Raw genomic sequence first — 17073 nt, forward strand, 5'->3', positions numbered from 1 at the left:
CCTCTGTTATAAGCCTCGTGAGACCGCTATGGCGCGGTGTCATGTATAAAGTTTTGTGAATCGGGAAACCCTCGTACTATGGGGAGGGTTTAACTAATGAACAAAATGGGCTTATACCAGAGGTTTTGGTGTCTTTTCGTCACGATCGTCCTTATGCTGACCGCTGCCGGGATCTTCCCGGATTACGCGCGCAAGTCAGCCCAGGCGAGAGGGATGGAGGACACTGCAGGGCAGCATGGAAGCAGCATACAGAAGCAGTCACCCGTTGATCGTCAGCAGGCAGGCTCAGCATCCCGTCTTGGAGGCTCTTCAAGAGCCGTACAGCCGGATGCTGCAGACAAAGCTGCTAAGCCAGAGGTACAGGCAGCTAAGCCTAAGAATGCTGTCAAAGCACCCGGCTCGGTACCGGTAGCCGCTCCGGCTCCAGAGCAGATTATCACCTCGCTGAAAGTAATGGCGACCGGCTATACAGCCGGATACGAATCCACCGGCAAGACCGCTAAGCATCCGGAGTACGGGATTACGTATTCAGGAGTGAAGGTACGGCGGGACAAGAATGCAGTATCCACGATTGCAGCGGACCCGAAGGTGCTGCCGCTGGGAAGTATTTTATATATACCGGGTTATGGATATGGAATTGTGGCCGATACCGGATCGGCAATCAAAGGGCGCAAGATCGATCTCTACTTCAGCACCACCAAGCAGGTCTACAAGGAATGGGGCAAGAAGTCGGTCGTGGTTCAAGTGATCAAACGCGGCGACGGCAAATGCACGGAAAGTATGCTGAAGAGCCTTGGCCATGCCATACAGACTTATAATGCAGTTCCGCAATATTTGCTGGAAGAAGCTATTTAACGGATGCTTTCGCTGGACAATCCGGGAGTTTGAATTTATTTTCACGTGAGCATGCATAATACAGCGGGCTGCTTCCCATAATATCGACTGGGGCAAATACTTGCTTCTTCCGATACAATAGGGAGGTGATTCTCGTGGCTAATTCCAAGAAACCAAAGGTACAAGAAAACTTCAAAACACCAAATGAAAAATACAATGCAGAGTTCGCTGTTGAAAATGACGGTGCAACTAAGCAAAGCAGCTCTTCTATGACCAAGCCGGCTCAGAAACCGCAGCAGTAATGCTGGGTTCCCGGTAAGCTCCTGAAGCAACAAGCTGTCCTCCCATGTCCGGATTACGGGCTGGAGGGCAGCTTTTTTATGTGTTTATAATTTAACTTATTATTCCAGTTGTCTCGGTCTGGAGACTGAGATGCGGTTCCTTCTTACGCCGCTGTTCTCCGCCGCATTCTTCCTGTAGACTAAGGCTATAAGTGTTCAAAAGGAAGAGTTGTATTTACGACAAGGAGGATGACATTATGAAACGAAGGTTCACCAGCCAGGTACTCGGAGGCCTGCTCCTCATCGGTCTTGGAGGAATGTTCCTGCTCCGGCAGATGGGCTATACGGATTTCAGTCTGGGTTCACTGATCTCCACCTATTGGCCGGTTATTCTGATCGTGATGGGCGTACAACGGTTTTTGGCCCCGGATGAGGAGCGTTCAAGATTCTCTGCAACACTCGGCGGATTTATATATCTGGCGATCGGTGTATTTTTCCTGGGACGGAATTTAGACTGGTTCTACTATTCGGCAAGCGACTTCTTCAAAATGCTGATTCCGGTCATGCTGATCGGCGGCGGATTATCCGTCATCTTCAGACCGCGGCCGGGTACTCCGCCAATACCTCCGGCACCGCCTTCACCGTCCGGCTACTACCCGCCTGGACCCGGTAAGAGTCCGCTGGATACAGCGCCGCCCGCTCCGCTCGAATCTACGCTCGATCAGCAGTTCGAGCAGAAATTCGGCAAGCTGGCTGGCAGCGAGGAACGGAACTGGAATGATTATCTGCATAAGAATGAGGAAGACGCAGACGGTAACCCGCTGCATGCCTCGGCAGATACCCGCTGGCAGGAGAAGCAGGAGCGCCATGAGCGCAGACGTCAGGAGCGTCAGGAACGGCATGCCCGCCGTCATGGCGAATGGCATGAGGAGTTCCAGGATTCCGGGAATGATAAGGATGCGACGAACCGTTCAGCTTTTATCGGCGATGTGCATATGGGCAAGGAGCATTTTCAACTGAAGCGGACCAACATTTCGCAGTTCATCGGGGATACGGTGCTGGATCTGACCAATGCGCAGATTCCTTACGGCGAGACCAAGATTAATATCTCTGCTTTTGTCGGCGACATTAAGGTATACATTCCGGACGATATGGATCTGGGTGTGGCTGTGACCGGCAGCTCGTTCATCGGTGATATGCAGGTGCTTGAGCAGTCGCGCAGCGGGTTCATGAGCAATGTGCAGTGCAAGACGCCGTATTACAAGGAATCGGGCAAAAAGGTCCGTATCAACGTTAGCTGCTTCATCGGTGACGTTAAAGTTAAAACGGTGGGTTAAATGGGGATCTTCAGTAATACCAAGTGGATGCTGCTGGTGTATTTCCTGCTTAGCGGCGGGGTGAGCGCGGGGCTGATGTATGCGGGGACATGCCTGGGCTATATTCAGGTGGTGGATACCCGGATGTGGATCTACCTGTGTCTGGGCATTGTACTGTTCACAGTTATCATCGGCTACATCGCCGGTCAGCGGATTCAGCGGCGGATCGATCATCTGGATCTGAATATGCTGCAGGTGGCTAAGGGCAATATGTCGGTGCGGATGCCGGAGAGCGAGGACCAGTCTTTCGCACGTGTCTACCATGAGTTCAACATCATGATGGATACGGTCGAGAAGAAGATGAAGCGGCTTCAGCAGCTCGGAGAACAGGAAGTTATTGAGAAGGAAAAGGCAGCAGAGAGTGCGGTACTGGAAGAGCGCAGGCGTATGGCCCGGGATCTGCATGATACGGTGAGCCAGCAGCTGTTCGCTATTCACATGTCCGCCTCTTCGCTGCCTAAAGTGCTTGAACGCAGCGCAGAGCACGGGCAGACGGTGATGGATCAGCTGATCAGCATGTCCCAGATGGCGCAGAAGCAGATGAGGGCGCTGATCGCACAGCTGCGTCCGGTGGAGCTGGAGGGGCGCAATCTGTTCGAGGCACTGGAGAAGTGGTTCCCGGATTACTGCCGCCAGAACGGGCTCAAAGGGGTGAAGGAGCTCGAGCTTCAGGGTGAGCTGTCCGAAGCGATTGAGCATCAGCTGTTCCTGATTATTCAGGAATCAATGGCGAATATCGTGAAGCATGCCGGTGCACGAGTGGTCAGTCTGTCCCTGCGGGAGGTGCCGCGCCAGGTGGTGCTGAGCATCAGCGATGACGGTCAGGGCTTCGAGCATGTGCAGCACAAGCAAGGCTCCTACGGGCTCACGACTATGCGTGAGCGTGCCGAGAAGCTCGGCGGTCAGGTCGAGATTATCAGCCGCAGGGGAGCGGGAACGACGATCCGCGTACATATTCCAAAGTTTGTCCAAGGCCGCGCGGAGACCGCTGCTGACGGGAATGAGGCCGATTCTGAAGAGGCTTGATGGGCTCGGCGGTGATGAAGCCGGGGCTGAATCATGCTTTACACAATGTTAGGGGGAGTACAGAATGAGTCTCGTAAAAGTACTGCTTGTAGATGATCACGATATGGTAAGAATGGGCCTCAAAACCTATCTGATGCTGGACCCGATGTTTGAAGTGATCGGAGAAGCAGCCAACGGTCATGAAGCGCTGGCGATGCTGCGCGAGCTGGGACAGGAGTCGCTGCCGGATCTGGTGCTGATGGATCTGATGATGCCGGTGATGAACGGGGCTGAGACCACCCGCGCGGTCCTGGCCGAATTCCCCGGGCTCAAGATCGTCATCCTTACCAGCTTCCTGGAGGACGATCTGGTGGTCGATGCGATTGAAGCCGGGGCTGTCAGCTATGTGCTGAAGACCGTCTCGGCAGAAGAGCTGATCTACGCGCTCCAAGGCGCCTATCGCGGCATGCCGGTGATGACCGGCGATGTGTCGCAGGCGCTGACCCGTGGCATCCGTCAGCGCACGGTCCAGGGCGACACCTCCGGCTTGACCGAGCGGGAGAAGGAAGTGCTGCTGCTGATCGCCGAGGGCAAGACGAATAAGGATATCGGCGAGGAGCTGCATATCAGCATCAAGACCGTGAAGACCCATGTCAGCAACCTGCTGATGAAATGCGAGCTGGATGACCGCACCCAGCTGGCGATCTACGCCCACCGCAAGGGCTGGGCGCAGGGGTAGCAGCTGCCGGTTTTTTGACTAAATCTAATGATCTATATAGATTGAACTAAAAATTTAAGTTAAAGGAAAAGTGGCGGAGGGGAATTTTGGAACTGGAGGAGCGGTAGCGATCGCCTTTGTCTACGGATTTCAACCGTTAACAACGGTATAAAATCATGAAATCTGTAGACAACAGCGGCCGGAAGTCCAAAACTTCTCTGGAGTCACGGCTAATTCCAAAACATAAAAACATTAGTTCAATTTATATAGTGAACCGATAAGGAGGCTATCCGAATAGCAAACGCCAATCTGATGAAGGAAATTAACCTGAATAATGTGCGCCAGGTGATGAAACGTATGGAGACGGCTACAAAACCCCAGCTAGCTGCACTGACCAAGCTAAGCGTAGTAACTGTGAACTCATTAGTTAAGGAGCTGTCCGACTTAGGGGAGTTGTTTGAAGACTTGGTGGTGCCTTCCAACGGGGGCAGACCCGCACAGACCTATCGCTTTAATTACGATTTCAGTCTCGCGTTGGTGATGTACGTGACAGAAAAAGCGGGAAAAGTACTGATCTCCGCCGCAGTTATCAATTTGAAGGACGATATTCTGATGAAGGATGAGCATATCATCCCGGTTTTCGAAAGAGATTTTTGCTATACAATTATTGAACATGCCCTGAACCGGTATCCTTCCATCAAGGTCATTGGCATAGGTATTCCGGGACAGGCGGTAAACGGTGAAATTAAGGTTAGCAGTCTCCGGGAGCTGACGGGCACCCGGTTAATTGAAGAGATTGAGTCCCGGTTTGGGCTGCCTATCCTGGTGGAGAATGATGTGAATGCCGCCATCAGCGGATATTGCATGAAGCATAGCGAAGGCGAAGAGCAATATTTACTGGGTCTCTACTTTCCGAACGGTTACCCGCCGGGTATGGGGATATACCTGCACGGCAGCCTTCTAAAAGGAAATCAGGGGATGTCAGGAGAGGTAAAGTTCCTTCCTGATATGCCTGAGTGGAGCCTGGAGATCCCCCAGGACACATTCATAGCTGCAACCTGCAGGATCTTACAGACGGTGAATGCTGTGCTGGCCCCGGATAGAATTGTCATCTATCAGGACAGAGTGGAGGATGCCGTCTGGACATCGGCCTGGACAGCCTATCAGCTTCAGCACCCCATGCCTGTTTATCCGGAAGTCATCTTACAGCATACCTTTCAGGAAGATTTCGAGAACGGTCTGCGCAGGCTGACCCTGAAGGAGTTAGAGCCGGAGCCCGTTTAGACCTAACGTACTAAGAACCCTTGTTAACTATACAGGGTTTTTTTTGTTGTTTTTGAATCATTCAATCCGCTCCTTGACAAAAAATAAGAGAGAGAACATACTTAGTATATATACTTTATAAAGATTGTTTATTAAGTTGTTTTAGGAGGAGAATCTTTGTCTACGTATTTTTTGATTATTATTTATCTGGCTTTTATTAGTCTGGGACTTCCCGATTCTTTACTTGGTTCTGCGTGGCCTGTGATCTGGCCAGAGATGGGTTCATCGCTGGGATCGGCGGGAATCATCTCGATGATTATTGCCGGAGGGACCATCGTGTCCAGTCTGTTCAGCAACACAATCGTGAAGCGCCTGGGGACAGGACGAATTACCTTTGTCAGTTGCCTCTTAACCGCCGCCTCATTGTTCGGATTCTCCGTGTCTCCATCCGTATTGTGGTTCATTGTAATGGCCGTTCCGCTGGGTCTTGGGGCAGGTGCAGTGGACGCGGCACTGAATCATTATGTGGCTGAACATTACAAGGCTCATCATATGAGCTGGCTGCACTGCTTCTGGGGCGTAGGCGCGACCCTGGGACCCATGATTATGGCAGTCAATCTCGTACACGCCCAGTCCTGGAGAGGGGGATATGCGGTTGTGGCCATCATTCAGTTCGGATTCGCAATGCTTCTGTTAGTGACGCTTCCGCTATGGAAAAAGGTTGCTGCCACGCGCGAGCCTCAGCTTCCCGCAGCGCTTAGCAGCACTCTTCCAGAGGAAACGGCAGTGAACCTTAAGCCACAGGCGAACACCATCCGCTTGCGGGGCGTTAAGCCTACTCTGTTGACGTTCTTGTTGTACTGCGGGATAGAAGCAATGGTTGGACTGTGGGGCGCCAGTTATCTGGTGGGCGCAAGGGGAGTTGCGCCAGATACGGCAGCGGCCTGGATCTCCGTATACTATGCGGGCATTACAGTTGGCAGGCTGATTACCGGCTTCATCACTTTAAAAGTCCATAACCGCCTGCTTATCCGTTACGGTCAATTGGTGACCATTATAGGCGGAGCTATTCTTGTAATCCCGCTCCATCCGGCCCTCTCGCTTGCAGGCCTGATATTGATTGGTCTTGGCCTCGCACCGGTATATCCGGGTCTCCTGCATGAGACGCCGGCCCGGTTCGGCAAGGAGAATGCAGCCCGCTTAATCGGGTATCAGATGGCGGTAGCCTATACGGGCACAACGTTAATTCCGCCGTTATTCGGACTTTTATCCGTGGGCACCAGCATTGCCGTATTCCCCTTTGCTGTACTTACGTTACTGATCTTCATGTTCGGCAGTACAGAGCGTGTGAACCGGCTATTGGGCCAATCCACTTTAGGGAGGGAATAAACGGATGGCTTATATTCTTATATGCGCAATCATCTGGCTGGCCGCCTACTTTCATATGGCCGCATTCAAAGAACCTATGGAGGTGAAGCCTATCCGTAGTGTAGAAGATCTGTTTGATTAATCAACGATCCATCATCGTCTGGGTATCTTTTATCTCCGCTTAAATTGTTTTTAATGTGACCTTAAGGTTTACAGTACAAAATAAGGACATCAAAACAAATAACACTTTGCCTGACACGGCAAGGCGCGGGAGGAAAGTAAACATGGACGATAACAAAAACAACTTCAATCGTGAGAACAACTACAATCGTGATCATGAACCGGGACCGGATCGTGAATGGGACAATAATCATAATGATACTGATAACAGCACTAATTCATCCGCAGAAGGCGGCTCCTACTACTATTCTTATGGACCTTTCAAATCGTTGAACAATGATGAGATGAACGGCAATGACCCGCAGCATTATAACCGCCGCGATCCCGAGCGGGTAGAGGTTACACCGCCACAGCCGGTGAAGTCCTTACCGTATAACACATCGCTTCGAACTACCGGCAATGACGGGAACGGCGGACGCGGCGGCAATCCTCCAGAGGGGGGCAACGGCTGGCAGTATAACCGTAAACCGAAGAAGCCTGTGAAAGCGGTACTGGTATCTTTTCTCGCCGGAATGGTGGTCTTATCAGGCTCCATGTTCATGGCAGACCGGGGGAACTGGTTCACCGGAGGCCAGGAGGCAGCCACGGTTGCAACGAATCCGGCAGGGAAGACGGCTAGCGGCAATGCCAACATTACACCTTCCACTTCCGCAGCGGCGCTGGTTACCGGCTCAGGAGATGTATCCGGCGTAGTTGAAGGGGTAGGGCCGGCAGTCGTCAAAATTGAGACACTGGTGAAATCAAATAACTCGCGGAATAGAAGCAGCAGCCCGAATATGAGTGATCCGTTCTCACAGTTCTTCTTCGGGGATCAATTCGGCGGAGGAGGTTCCGGCTCGAATAATTCGGAATCCCAGCAGGGCTCGAATAATTCTTCTCCGCAGCTTACACCTTACGGTATTGGTACAGGCTTCATCTATGATTCGAACGGTTATATACTGACCAACCAGCACGTGGTAGATGGTGCCGATGTCATTCAGGTTACCGTAGACGGCACCTCCAAGACTTATGAAGCGAAGCTGCTGGGCTCCAGCAAGGATCTCGATCTCGCCGTACTGAAGATTGAAGGCTCGGACTTCCCGTCTGTGGCGCTTGGCGATTCCGACAGCATCAAGGTAGGCTCTGAGGTTGTGGCGATCGGTAACCCGCAGGGCTTCGACCATACAGTGACAACCGGGGTGCTCAGTGCCAGAGGCCGCAGTATTGATATTGCCGAAGAAGACGGTAGTGGTACAAAAACCTACAAAAATCTGCTGCAAACCGACGCCTCGATCAACCCGGGGAACTCCGGCGGACCGCTGCTCAACATGAATGGCCAGGTCATCGGTATGAACGTTGCAGTAAGCAGAGATGCCCAAGGGATCGGTTTTGCGATTCCGGTAAATACCATTAAAGGCGTGGTAGATAAGCTTGAAGCCAATCAGGAAATTCCTAAGGAACCGGTGCCGTTCATTGGGGCTACTCTGATGACGATTACCGATGAAGTTGCCAAGCAAATGGGGACAACGATTAAAGAAGGCTCTGTAGTAGCTGAAATTGTCTTTAAATCTCCTGCTTATACAGCGGATCTGCGTCCTTACGATATCATTACAGGAATTGACGGAAAGAGCTATGCTACCAGCCAGGATCTGATCACTTACATCCAGACGCTTAAGGTAGGCGATAAGGCGACTCTGAATGTGGTCCGTGACGGCAAAAAGCTGGATCTGCCGGTAACGATCGGCAACAAGAATGATTTCGAGACCACGCAGACTCAGAAGCAATAAGCACATCATGCGGTGGGCGTTAGAGCGGAAGGGGCAACCCTTCCGCTCTGTGCTGTTCGTGTACGGATGCGGAGAGACTGGTGCATCTGATACAATAGAGATATATGAATGAGACAATGGGGGCTGCCGGATGCGACCGAATATACTGATAATTGATGATGATGAGAAAATAACCTCTATGCTCCGCCGCGGGCTGGCCTTTGAGGGCTATGATGTCAAGACGGCGTCCAACGGGGCTGACGGGCTGCGTGCCGTTCTGAACAGTGATCCCGATGTGGTCATTCTTGATGTTATGATGCCCCAGGTGGACGGGTTCGAGGTATGCCGCCGTCTGCGGGAGGGCGGGAGCAGCGTTCCTGTGCTGATGCTGACGGCCAAGGATGAAATCGAGCACCGGGTGAAGGGGCTGGACCTCGGCGCAGATGACTATCTGGTGAAGCCGTTTGCGCTGGAGGAGCTGCTTGCACGGGTACGGGCACTGCTCCGGCGCAAAAGCGAGCAGGGCGGTAGCCCGGATCAGGCCGTCACCTATGAGGATATTACGCTGGATGTGGATTCCCGGGAAGTGACCCGCGCCGGGCGGCGCCTGGAGCTGACGGCGAAGGAATTCGAGCTGCTGCATCTGTTCATGCAGAATCCGAAGCGGGTGCTCTCCCGCGATCTCATTATGGATAAGATCTGGGGCTACGATTACAGCGGGGAATCGAATGTCCTGGAGGTATATATTGCAATGCTGCGTCAGAAGACGGAGGAGCATGGCGGCAAACGACTGATTCAGACGATCCGGGGAGCCGGTTACATCCTAAGAGGTGACTAATATGTCCATACGTTTGCGGCTTACTGCCTGGTATTCGGGAATTCTGGCTGTCATGCTGCTGGTTTTGTCCGGCGTGATCTATGCGTTTGTCTATATTAATACGTACGGCGATTTGAAAAACCGGCTCCAGAATCAATCGCATCAGGTAGAGCTGAAGGCGGGCCTGAGCCCGGACGGAAACCTGCAGCCTGTGCTTGGGGGACCAGCGGGTCAGAGCCTGTTCGCCCAAATGTACATCTATGATCTGGACCGGCTGATTCTAAGCCCAAATATGACCGAAATTAAACTGAAATTCCAGGTTCCCGCCAAGGAGGACCTGCATAACCAGGAGGGATTCCTGCAGGCCAGCTATGGCGGTAACCCCTTCCTGATCTATCAGCGGGCGGTTGATGTAACGCTCAACAACAGTCTGCCTGCGCCTGCTGTCCTTCAGGTCGCCGTCTATACGGGGGAACAGGTCACGCTGCTGAACCGGCTGAAGAATATTCTGCTGGCCGGCTCCTTCGCTACCCTGCTCGCAGCCTTCACCTTCGGCCTCTTCCTGGCCCGTAAGGCGATGAGTCCGATTGGCAAGGTCATTGAAGCTGCGAATGGAATACAGACGGGAACTGACCTTAGCTCGCGGATCGTATATGACGGTCCGCAGGATGAGATCGGGCGGCTGATTGAGACGGTGAACAGTATGCTCGGGCGGATGGAGGGCTTCTATACGGGGCTGGAGGAGGCCTATGCCACGCAGCGACGCTTCGTCTCGGATGCTTCGCATGAGCTGCGGACACCGCTTACAACCATCCGCGGGAATATTGATCTGCTGCAAAAGGTCTGGGAGATGAAGCCGGATGACAGCCGGATGTCCGAGGCGGACATCCGCCAGCTCTCGATTGAATCGGTGAAGGATATTGCTGATGAAGCTGCGCGCATGAGCCGTCTGGTAGCGGATATGCTCTCCCTGGCCCGGGCGGATACCGGCCGGACCTTCGAGATCGAGCCGGTAGCGCTGGAGCCGATGATGACTGAGGTAGCCCGCCGGGCGTCCTTCCTGACGCGCGAAGCGGAGTGGTCTGTAGGTGAGATGGGCCATCTGAACGGTAAGTATATCCTGGGGAATAAGGATTACCTGCAGCAGATGATGTTTATTTTCATTGACAATGCGTTCAAATACACCCCGGCCGGTGAGGTAACGCTGGATGCCTTGCTGTATCAGAATCAGGTAGGAATCCGCATTGCCGACACGGGAATCGGGATGGACAAAGATGAGGTGCCGCATATCTTCGACCGCTTCTACCGCGCAGATGAATCCAGAGGAATTACGGAAGGCATCGGGCTAGGACTGTCCATTGCCAAATGGATTATTGAGGAGCACGGAGGCTCTGTTGAGGTGGTCACCCGTCAGGGGGAAGGGACGACCTTTGTGATCTGGCTGCCGCTTCTCTTTGCCCCGCCGCTGGAATAGGGTATAATTGAGTGGCTCCTATTACAGCAGTCATTGACAGCAGAAAGCGGTGAATTCATGGAAGTCATCAAAATCTCTCCCCGGGGTTATTGCTATGGCGTCGTCGATGCTATGGTGATGGCACGGCAGGCTGCGCAGAATCTGGATCTGCCCCGGCCGATTTATATACTGGGCATGATTGTGCACAACAGCCATGTCACGAACTCCTTCGAGGATGACGGAATTATTACGCTGGACGGGCATAACCGTCTGGATATTCTAGATAAAATAGATAAGGGAACAGTCATCTTCACAGCCCACGGCGTATCGCCTGAAGTACGTAAGGTGGCACGCGCCAAAGGGCTGACTACGGTGGACGCCACCTGTCCGGATGTGACCAAGACGCATGACCTCATCAAGGAGAAGGTTGATGAGGGCTGCGAGATTATCTATATCGGCAAGAAGGGCCATCCCGAACCTGAAGGTGCGGTGGGAATTGCCCCGGAACATGTTCATCTGATCGAGAAGGAAGAGGACATTGCCGGCCTCTCTATCCCTTCCTCACGGATTGTCATTACGAACCAGACCACAATGAGCCAGTGGGATATCAAGCATATTATGCGCAAGCTGCTGGAGACCTTCCCTGGTGCCGAAGTTCATAATGAGATTTGTATGGCTACGCAAGTGCGGCAGGAGGCTGTCGCTGAGCAGGCGGGCCAGTGCGAGCTGGTTATTGTGGTCGGTGATCCGCGCAGCAATAACTCCAACCGCTTGGCGCAGGTATCAGAGGAGATCGCGGGAGTTACGGCCTATCGCATCTCGGATGTATCCGAGATGAATACAGAATGGCTGAAGGGAATCACCAAGGTAGGTGTGACTTCCGGCGCTTCTACGCCGACGCCGATCACCAAGGAAGTCATTAATTATCTGGAGCAGTATGACGAAGCGAAGCCGGAGACCTGGGAGATCAAGCGCACAGTCAATATGGCGAAGCTTTTGCCGCCGGTGAAGAATAAGACGGCCAGCACCAGCTGACAGGTCTGAGTAACTATAACGATGAACTCATAGCGGATAACCGGCAGTGCGGCCTGAGAGGGCTGTGCTGCTTTCTTCGTTTTTGCCACATAGAATTCACACGGAACGGGGAATAATGGTTGACTGAAAGGGGAATATGCGATAAAATCACTTTAGTGCTTAAAAGCGTACACGCGTCGTAGCGAAATAGTAAATCAGAGAATTAGCAGTGTGCCGGTCTATCCAACAACACTAATACGGGTCCAAAAGGGGAGCTATAATATGATCGTTATTACATCCAACCAAACACCTCAGGAACAGGTGAATGAGATTATTGCCGTGATTGAGAAGGAAGGCTTGCAGGTCCATCTCTCTGTAGGGGCTGACCATACCGTAATCGGACTGGTAGGGGGCGTCACTCCGAAGCTAGCCGAGCATCTTCGCCAGATGAAGGGCGTGGAGAATGTAGTTAAGATTACCAAATCCTATAAGCTGGCGAGCCGAGACTTCCATCCGGAGGATACGGTTATCGATATCCGTGGAGTGAAGATCGGCGGGGAGAACTTGGTTATTATGGGCGGTCCGTGTGCCGTAGAATCTCCGGAGCAGATCGATGAGATTGCCCGGCTGGTCAAGGCTTCCGGCGGCCAGGTACTGCGCGGAGGTGCCTTCAAGCCGCGTACCGGACCTTACAGCTTCCAAGGGGTTGGCGTGGAAGGGCTGACAATGATGGCGGAAGCCGGCAAACGTCACGGCCTGCTGACCATTACTGAGGTCATGACGCCGGAATACGTGGATATTTGTGCTGAGCATGCGGATATTCTGCAGGTAGGTACACGCAACATGCAGAACTTTGACCTGCTGCGCAAGCTGGGGACCTGCGGCCGTCCTGTGCTGTTGAAGCGCGGGTTCAGTGCGACCTATGATGAGCTGCTGAACGCGGCAGAATACATTCTCGCGGGGGGCAACCGGGATGTCATGCTGTGCGAGCGCGGCATCCGTACCTTCGAGACTTACACGCGTAACACGCTGGATCTGTCGGCAATTCCTGTGTTGCAGAACCTCAGCCATCTGCCTGTAATCTCTGACCCGAGCCACGGCACCGGACGCCGCGAACTGGTAGCCCCTATGGCCAAGGCCTCGGTTGCTGCAGGCGCCAACGGTCTGATCATCGAGATGCATACCGACCCCGATAACTCCATGACCGGAGACGGCGTTCAGTCTCTGTTCCCTGAGCAATTCGACAGCCTGCTGCGGGATCTGGAGAAGCTGGCACCGCTGGTGGGCCGCAAGTTCTCTCCGTCTCTGGAGGCTGCGCCTGTAGTATGATTATCAACGAATAATGACTATTGAACAGCTCTCTTCTCCCGCTTCAGGCTGGAGGATGAGAGCTGTTTTTGCTGCATATTGGACAAAGGTGACATGGAATCCGGATGAAATTGGTATTTTCACCAAAGCGTCAGAATATCTCACATTGTCGCAAGAAATACCTGACATAAGCATTGACGATGTTAGGTATGCGATTTATAATGACGACAGCAAAAAAATAAAAACAAGAACATTTGATACGATGAGCGGCCTAATGTTCGGAATCTGGGGAGGAATTAAGCATGTCGGTTGAAAAAGTATTGCAGACGATCAAGGAAAACAATATCGAGTGGGTGGATTTCCGGTTTGTAGATTTGGGTGGACGTGCTCACCATATCTCTTTGCCAGCATCCGCAGTTGAAGAAGAAACCTTTGTAAATGGAGTAGCATTCGATGGTTCTTCCATTACAGGCTTCCGGGGGATTGAAGAGTCGGATATGGTAATGATGCCTGATCCAAGCACCACTTACATTGACCCGTTCACTGCTCACCCGACACTGAACATTATGTGCGACATTTTCACGCCTGATGGCGAACGTTATGAGCGCGACCCGCGCGGTATCGCAGTGAAGGCTGAAGAATTCCTGCAATCCAGCGGTGTAGGTACAGCAGCATTCTTCGCACCTGAATCCGAGTTCTTCATCTTCGACGATGTCCGTTACGAGAGCGGAATGAACACTTCCTCCTTCTACGTAGATTCCGAGGAAGCAGCATGGAACACTGGCCGCAAGGAAGAAGGCGGCAACATGGCATTCAAGGTTGGCGTGAAGGGCGGATACGTGCCTGTAGCTCCAGTGGATTCCCAGCAGGATATCCGCAGTGAAATGTGCCGTTTGCTTGGTGAAGCAGGCCTCGAAATCGAGCGTCATCATCACGAAGTAGCAACAGCAGGCCAGGCGGAAATCAACTTCCGTTTCGACACCTTGAAGAAAACAGCTGATAATCTCCTCACTTACAAATACATTGTGCAGAACACTGCACGCCAATACGGCAAGGTAGCCACCTTCATGCCAAAACCGCTGTTCGGCGATAACGGTAGCGGAATGCACGTTCACCAATCGATCTTCAACGGCAGCGAGCCTTTGTTCTATGAAAAAGGTGCTTATGCCAACCTGAGTGAAATGGCGCTGCACTACATCGGCGGTATCCTGTATCATGCTCCTGCATTGATCGCGCTGACGAACCCAAGCACCAACTCGTTCAAGCGTCTGGTTCCTGGCTATGAAGCACCGGTCAACCTGGTCTATTCCAAGGGGAACCGTTCCGCTGCTGTCCGTATCCCGGTAGCTGCTGTAACACCTAAGGGCTGTCGCATCGAATTCCGTACACCGGACTCTACGGCTAACCCATACCTGGCCTTCTCCGCTATGCTGATGGCTGGTCTGGACGGAATTAAGAAGAAGATCAACCCTGAAGAAATGGGCTACGGTCCGCTGGACAAGAACATCTACGAATTGTCTGATGCAGACAAAGAGAAGATCCGCAGCGTTCCGGGTACCCTGGACGAAGCTCTGGATGCACTGGAGGCGGACTTCGAATTCCTGACAGAGGGCGGCGTATTCACCAAAGACTTCATCGATAACTATATCGCCCTGAAGCGTTCCGAAGCTCAAGCCGTTGCCATCCGCGTTCATCCGCATGAATACTCCCTGTACTTCGACGTATAAGCTTATAAGATAAGCTAGTGTAAAACTAGCTGGATAGAGAGGCCCCTGGAATCTTTTGATTCCGGGGGCTTTTTGTATTTATCGTGTAAACAAACTTCGGTGGCGGCTGATCGTGCTGGAGGGTGAGGTGAATGGTGGAAGGTGGAAGGTGGAAGGGATAAATCCCTCTGATTTAGCGGGGAGTTGGCAAATGAGCTAAATGAGGAGCACTAGTGCCAATGTCATTAAGATAAGTTCAAAGATAAGTTTGGAATTAATAAAGAGAATCCAAAACGGTATGGGGAAACGTCCTATGCCGTTTGTTTTTGGTGTAAGGAAGGAAAAAAGCGCATAGCAAACAAAGCGGATGGAAGATCCACTTAAAAAAATGTTCATGCGAACCGAATTATGCTACTCTGTAGACGAAGCTAATGGCGGATTTGCTACGTATTCTGCGTGTATTCCTTTGCCCAGGACGGGTGAGACGAATCGGCAAAATATTTTTGCGAATCAAAGCTTCCACATCAGGCGGGGGTCCATCGCCCTTGGAGCGCAGGAAATGTCTACAGACGTGAACGGCTACCGTGAAGTTGACTTGGTAGAGGTGCCGTTTATCCTTTTGGGAAATGACTACGTGCGAGGTAATCATTTCAGCGAAGTTGTAGAGGATCATTCTTGCGAATATCTCTTGGGTAATGGACTCTTGCTTTTTTGCGTGAAAATGGGTCAAACCAATGGTGTATTTCAAAGCCCGGAAAGAGGTCTCAATGCCCCATCGCAGATGATACAGATCCCGGAGTTCATCCGGTGAGAATTCAGCAGTAGACAGATTGGTAATGACGGTTTCATAATCGCCACTGGGCAGGAGGAAACGAACCACCCGAAAGGAAATGGGGTAAAACAAGTTCTCTTGCATGTCCAGAAAATCAAAGCTAGAGGTAGCCGGAAGAACTTTATAGATTTCGGGGCGATTCCTGAACTCTTTTGTTTGTTTTTTAGTCAGCGTCAGGTGAATCTCCTGATCAAACGCTCCGTCCAAGGTCAAGTGCAAACCCGAAAGAATACCATTCGAATGCAAATCCTTGACGCGTATGACGTAATTCCATCCTTTCCGTTCCAGATGTGCGAACGTATTATAGCTTTCAAATCCTCGATCCCCCGTCACAAGGACGTTACCCTGAATGGGGGAGCGATCCACCATTGTGGCCAGTGCCCTTCCTTCGTTGCGGAACTTTCGAGGTTGAACAATGGCATCCACATAAAGCCGGTTACAGAGGTCATAAGCAGCGTTCAAGTGCAGAAGGTTAAAGCCTTTCGAGTGGGGCTGACTTTGAGAATAGGTCAACGGGTCCGCAGGATCTGTTGCAATATGCAGATCGGAACCGTCAATGGCCAATAATCGATAGCCTCGATAATCCTTGAATTCCGTATGGGACGCGGTAAAGGTGTGAAACAAAGATTCGACCGCAGACGGCAAAATTTTATTTCTTTGCTGAACAAAAGCAGAAGAAGTTGCGGTGTTAACGTCATAGCCCTGCGATTCCAACAGTTCCTTATAGAGGCTATTGCCGCCCATAAAGATCAGGGTTTGCATAACCGTTTCAAAGGGTAGTTTTTTCGTTCGGGTAAAATCCTTTCCCGGGTTTCTGACGTAAGGCGCGGGGGCAGCCGCCATCTCTCGGATAAGAGAAGTCAGTCTGTCTTTCAGCGAATTTGCATAAGCATTCATTGGCGTAACCTCCTCGTTTTTTCAAGGGGCTTCGCCACACGTTTTCTACGGATTGTCAAGATTTTTTTGTGCAAAAAAAGAGCAGGCTATCTTTTCGATAACCTGCCTTTTTCTTGTTTTGGCTCTATATCTTAACTTAATGACATTGGCACTAGTGCACCTGAATTCCGCCAAAGTGGGCAAATGAGCTAAATGAGGAGCATTAGCGGTGCGACCCCCTTATCCCGGAGTCCCCCGTATAAAATCGGTACTTGTCGTAGATATGCTCTTTATTTC

The 17073-nt window shown here is 51.9% G+C and carries 15 protein-coding genes; 14 read left to right on the plus strand and 1 reads right to left on the minus strand.

All coding sequences use genetic code 11. The features are described from left to right. Window positions 1-96 precede the first annotated feature (96 nt). The 14 genes from MKY12_RS07295 (at window position 97) to glnA (ending at window position 15089) form a co-directional block, all read left to right on the plus strand. Complete coding sequence (locus MKY12_RS07295) at window positions 97-855, plus strand: 3D domain-containing protein (RefSeq protein WP_339313299.1); 759 nt, start codon at window positions 97-99, stop codon at window positions 853-855. 134 nt (window positions 856-989) lie between these two features. After that, window positions 990-1136 (plus strand): hypothetical protein, encoded by a 147-nt coding sequence (locus tag MKY12_RS07300; protein ID WP_200869501.1) that lies wholly within the window; start codon window positions 990-992, stop codon window positions 1134-1136. A 236-nt stretch (window positions 1137-1372) separates the two neighbouring features. Then, window positions 1373-2452 carry a cell wall-active antibiotics response protein LiaF gene (gene liaF / locus MKY12_RS07305; RefSeq protein ID WP_339313300.1) on the plus strand — a complete coding sequence of 360 codons (1080 nt, stop codon included), beginning with the start codon at window positions 1373-1375 and terminating at the stop codon, window positions 2450-2452. Then, complete coding sequence (locus MKY12_RS07310; RefSeq protein WP_339313301.1) at window positions 2453-3517, plus strand: sensor histidine kinase; 1065 nt, start codon at window positions 2453-2455, stop codon at window positions 3515-3517. A gap of 64 nt (window positions 3518-3581) precedes the next feature. After that, window positions 3582-4235 (plus strand): response regulator transcription factor, encoded by a 654-nt coding sequence (locus MKY12_RS07315; RefSeq protein ID WP_036722382.1) that lies wholly within the window; start codon window positions 3582-3584, stop codon window positions 4233-4235. Between the two features lie 267 nt (window positions 4236-4502). After that, complete coding sequence (locus MKY12_RS07320) at window positions 4503-5498, plus strand: ROK family protein (RefSeq protein WP_339314815.1); 996 nt, start codon at window positions 4503-4505, stop codon at window positions 5496-5498. A 156-nt stretch (window positions 5499-5654) separates the two neighbouring features. After that, window positions 5655-6866, plus strand: a complete 1212-nt coding sequence (locus MKY12_RS07325) for an MFS transporter (protein ID WP_339313302.1) — start codon at window positions 5655-5657, stop codon at window positions 6864-6866. Window positions 6867-7129: 263 nt separating this feature from the next. Beyond that, on the plus strand, window positions 7130-8791 hold the full coding sequence (locus tag MKY12_RS07330) for a trypsin-like peptidase domain-containing protein (protein WP_339313303.1): 1662 nt from the start codon (window positions 7130-7132) through the stop codon (window positions 8789-8791). A gap of 130 nt (window positions 8792-8921) precedes the next feature. After that, window positions 8922-9608 carry a response regulator transcription factor gene (locus tag MKY12_RS07335; protein WP_036722376.1) on the plus strand — a complete coding sequence of 229 codons (687 nt, stop codon included), beginning with the start codon at window positions 8922-8924 and terminating at the stop codon, window positions 9606-9608. A gap of 1 nt (window position 9609) precedes the next feature. Beyond that, the gene (locus tag MKY12_RS07340) at window positions 9610-11061 is read left to right on the plus strand and encodes a HAMP domain-containing sensor histidine kinase (protein WP_209872944.1); all 1452 of its coding nucleotides are present in this window, start codon (window positions 9610-9612) and stop codon (window positions 11059-11061) included. Window positions 11062-11118: 57 nt separating this feature from the next. Beyond that, window positions 11119-12075, plus strand: a complete 957-nt coding sequence (locus tag MKY12_RS07345) for a 4-hydroxy-3-methylbut-2-enyl diphosphate reductase (protein WP_036722368.1) — start codon at window positions 11119-11121, stop codon at window positions 12073-12075. 261 nt (window positions 12076-12336) lie between these two features. Then, entirely contained in the window at window positions 12337-13383 is a 1047-nt protein-coding gene (aroF, locus tag MKY12_RS07350; protein WP_209872939.1) for a 3-deoxy-7-phosphoheptulonate synthase, read from the plus strand. A gap of 13 nt (window positions 13384-13396) precedes the next feature. After that, window positions 13397-13675: a hypothetical protein gene (locus MKY12_RS07355; RefSeq protein WP_076079776.1), complete on the plus strand. Its 279-nt coding sequence runs from the start codon at window positions 13397-13399 to the stop codon at window positions 13673-13675. Beyond that, window positions 13665-15089 (plus strand): type I glutamate--ammonia ligase, encoded by a 1425-nt coding sequence (glnA, locus tag MKY12_RS07360; protein WP_036722362.1) that lies wholly within the window; start codon window positions 13665-13667, stop codon window positions 15087-15089. The genes MKY12_RS07355 and glnA overlap by 11 nt, the downstream gene beginning before the upstream one ends. 385 nt (window positions 15090-15474) lie before the next feature. On the opposite strand, the gene MKY12_RS07365 is transcribed toward glnA, so the two are convergent. Further along, entirely contained in the window at window positions 15475-16797 is a 1323-nt protein-coding gene (locus tag MKY12_RS07365) for an IS4 family transposase (protein ID WP_339249709.1), read from the minus strand. Window positions 16798-17073: the final 276 nt, after the last annotated feature.

Source organism: Paenibacillus sp. FSL M7-0896 (genome assembly GCF_037975415.1).
Taxonomy (GTDB): Bacteria; Bacillota; Bacilli; order Paenibacillales; family Paenibacillaceae; genus Paenibacillus_AQ; species Paenibacillus_AQ silagei.

Excerpts from the sequence above, each read along its gene's own strand:
- MKY12_RS07330 (WP_339313303.1), top strand. The coding sequence starts at position 7,130 with ATGGACGATAACAAAAACAACTTCAATCGTGAGAACAACTACAATCGT.
- glnA (WP_036722362.1), top strand. The coding sequence starts at position 13,665 with ATGTCGGTTGAAAAAGTATTGCAGACGATCAAGGAAAACAATATCGAG.
- MKY12_RS07355 (WP_076079776.1), top strand. The coding sequence starts at position 13,397 with ATGACTATTGAACAGCTCTCTTCTCCCGCTTCAGGCTGGAGGATGAGA.
- MKY12_RS07345 (WP_036722368.1), top strand. The coding sequence starts at position 11,119 with ATGGAAGTCATCAAAATCTCTCCCCGGGGTTATTGCTATGGCGTCGTC.
- MKY12_RS07310 (WP_339313301.1), top strand. The coding sequence starts at position 2,453 with ATGGGGATCTTCAGTAATACCAAGTGGATGCTGCTGGTGTATTTCCTG.
- liaF (WP_339313300.1), top strand. The coding sequence starts at position 1,373 with ATGAAACGAAGGTTCACCAGCCAGGTACTCGGAGGCCTGCTCCTCATC.
- aroF (WP_209872939.1), top strand. The coding sequence starts at position 12,337 with ATGATCGTTATTACATCCAACCAAACACCTCAGGAACAGGTGAATGAG.
- MKY12_RS07295 (WP_339313299.1), top strand. The coding sequence starts at position 97 with ATGAACAAAATGGGCTTATACCAGAGGTTTTGGTGTCTTTTCGTCACG.
- MKY12_RS07315 (WP_036722382.1), top strand. The coding sequence starts at position 3,582 with ATGAGTCTCGTAAAAGTACTGCTTGTAGATGATCACGATATGGTAAGA.
- MKY12_RS07365 (WP_339249709.1), bottom strand. The coding sequence starts at position 16,797 with ATGAATGCTTATGCAAATTCGCTGAAAGACAGACTGACTTCTCTTATC.
- MKY12_RS07335 (WP_036722376.1), top strand. The coding sequence starts at position 8,922 with ATGCGACCGAATATACTGATAATTGATGATGATGAGAAAATAACCTCT.
- MKY12_RS07340 (WP_209872944.1), top strand. The coding sequence starts at position 9,610 with ATGTCCATACGTTTGCGGCTTACTGCCTGGTATTCGGGAATTCTGGCT.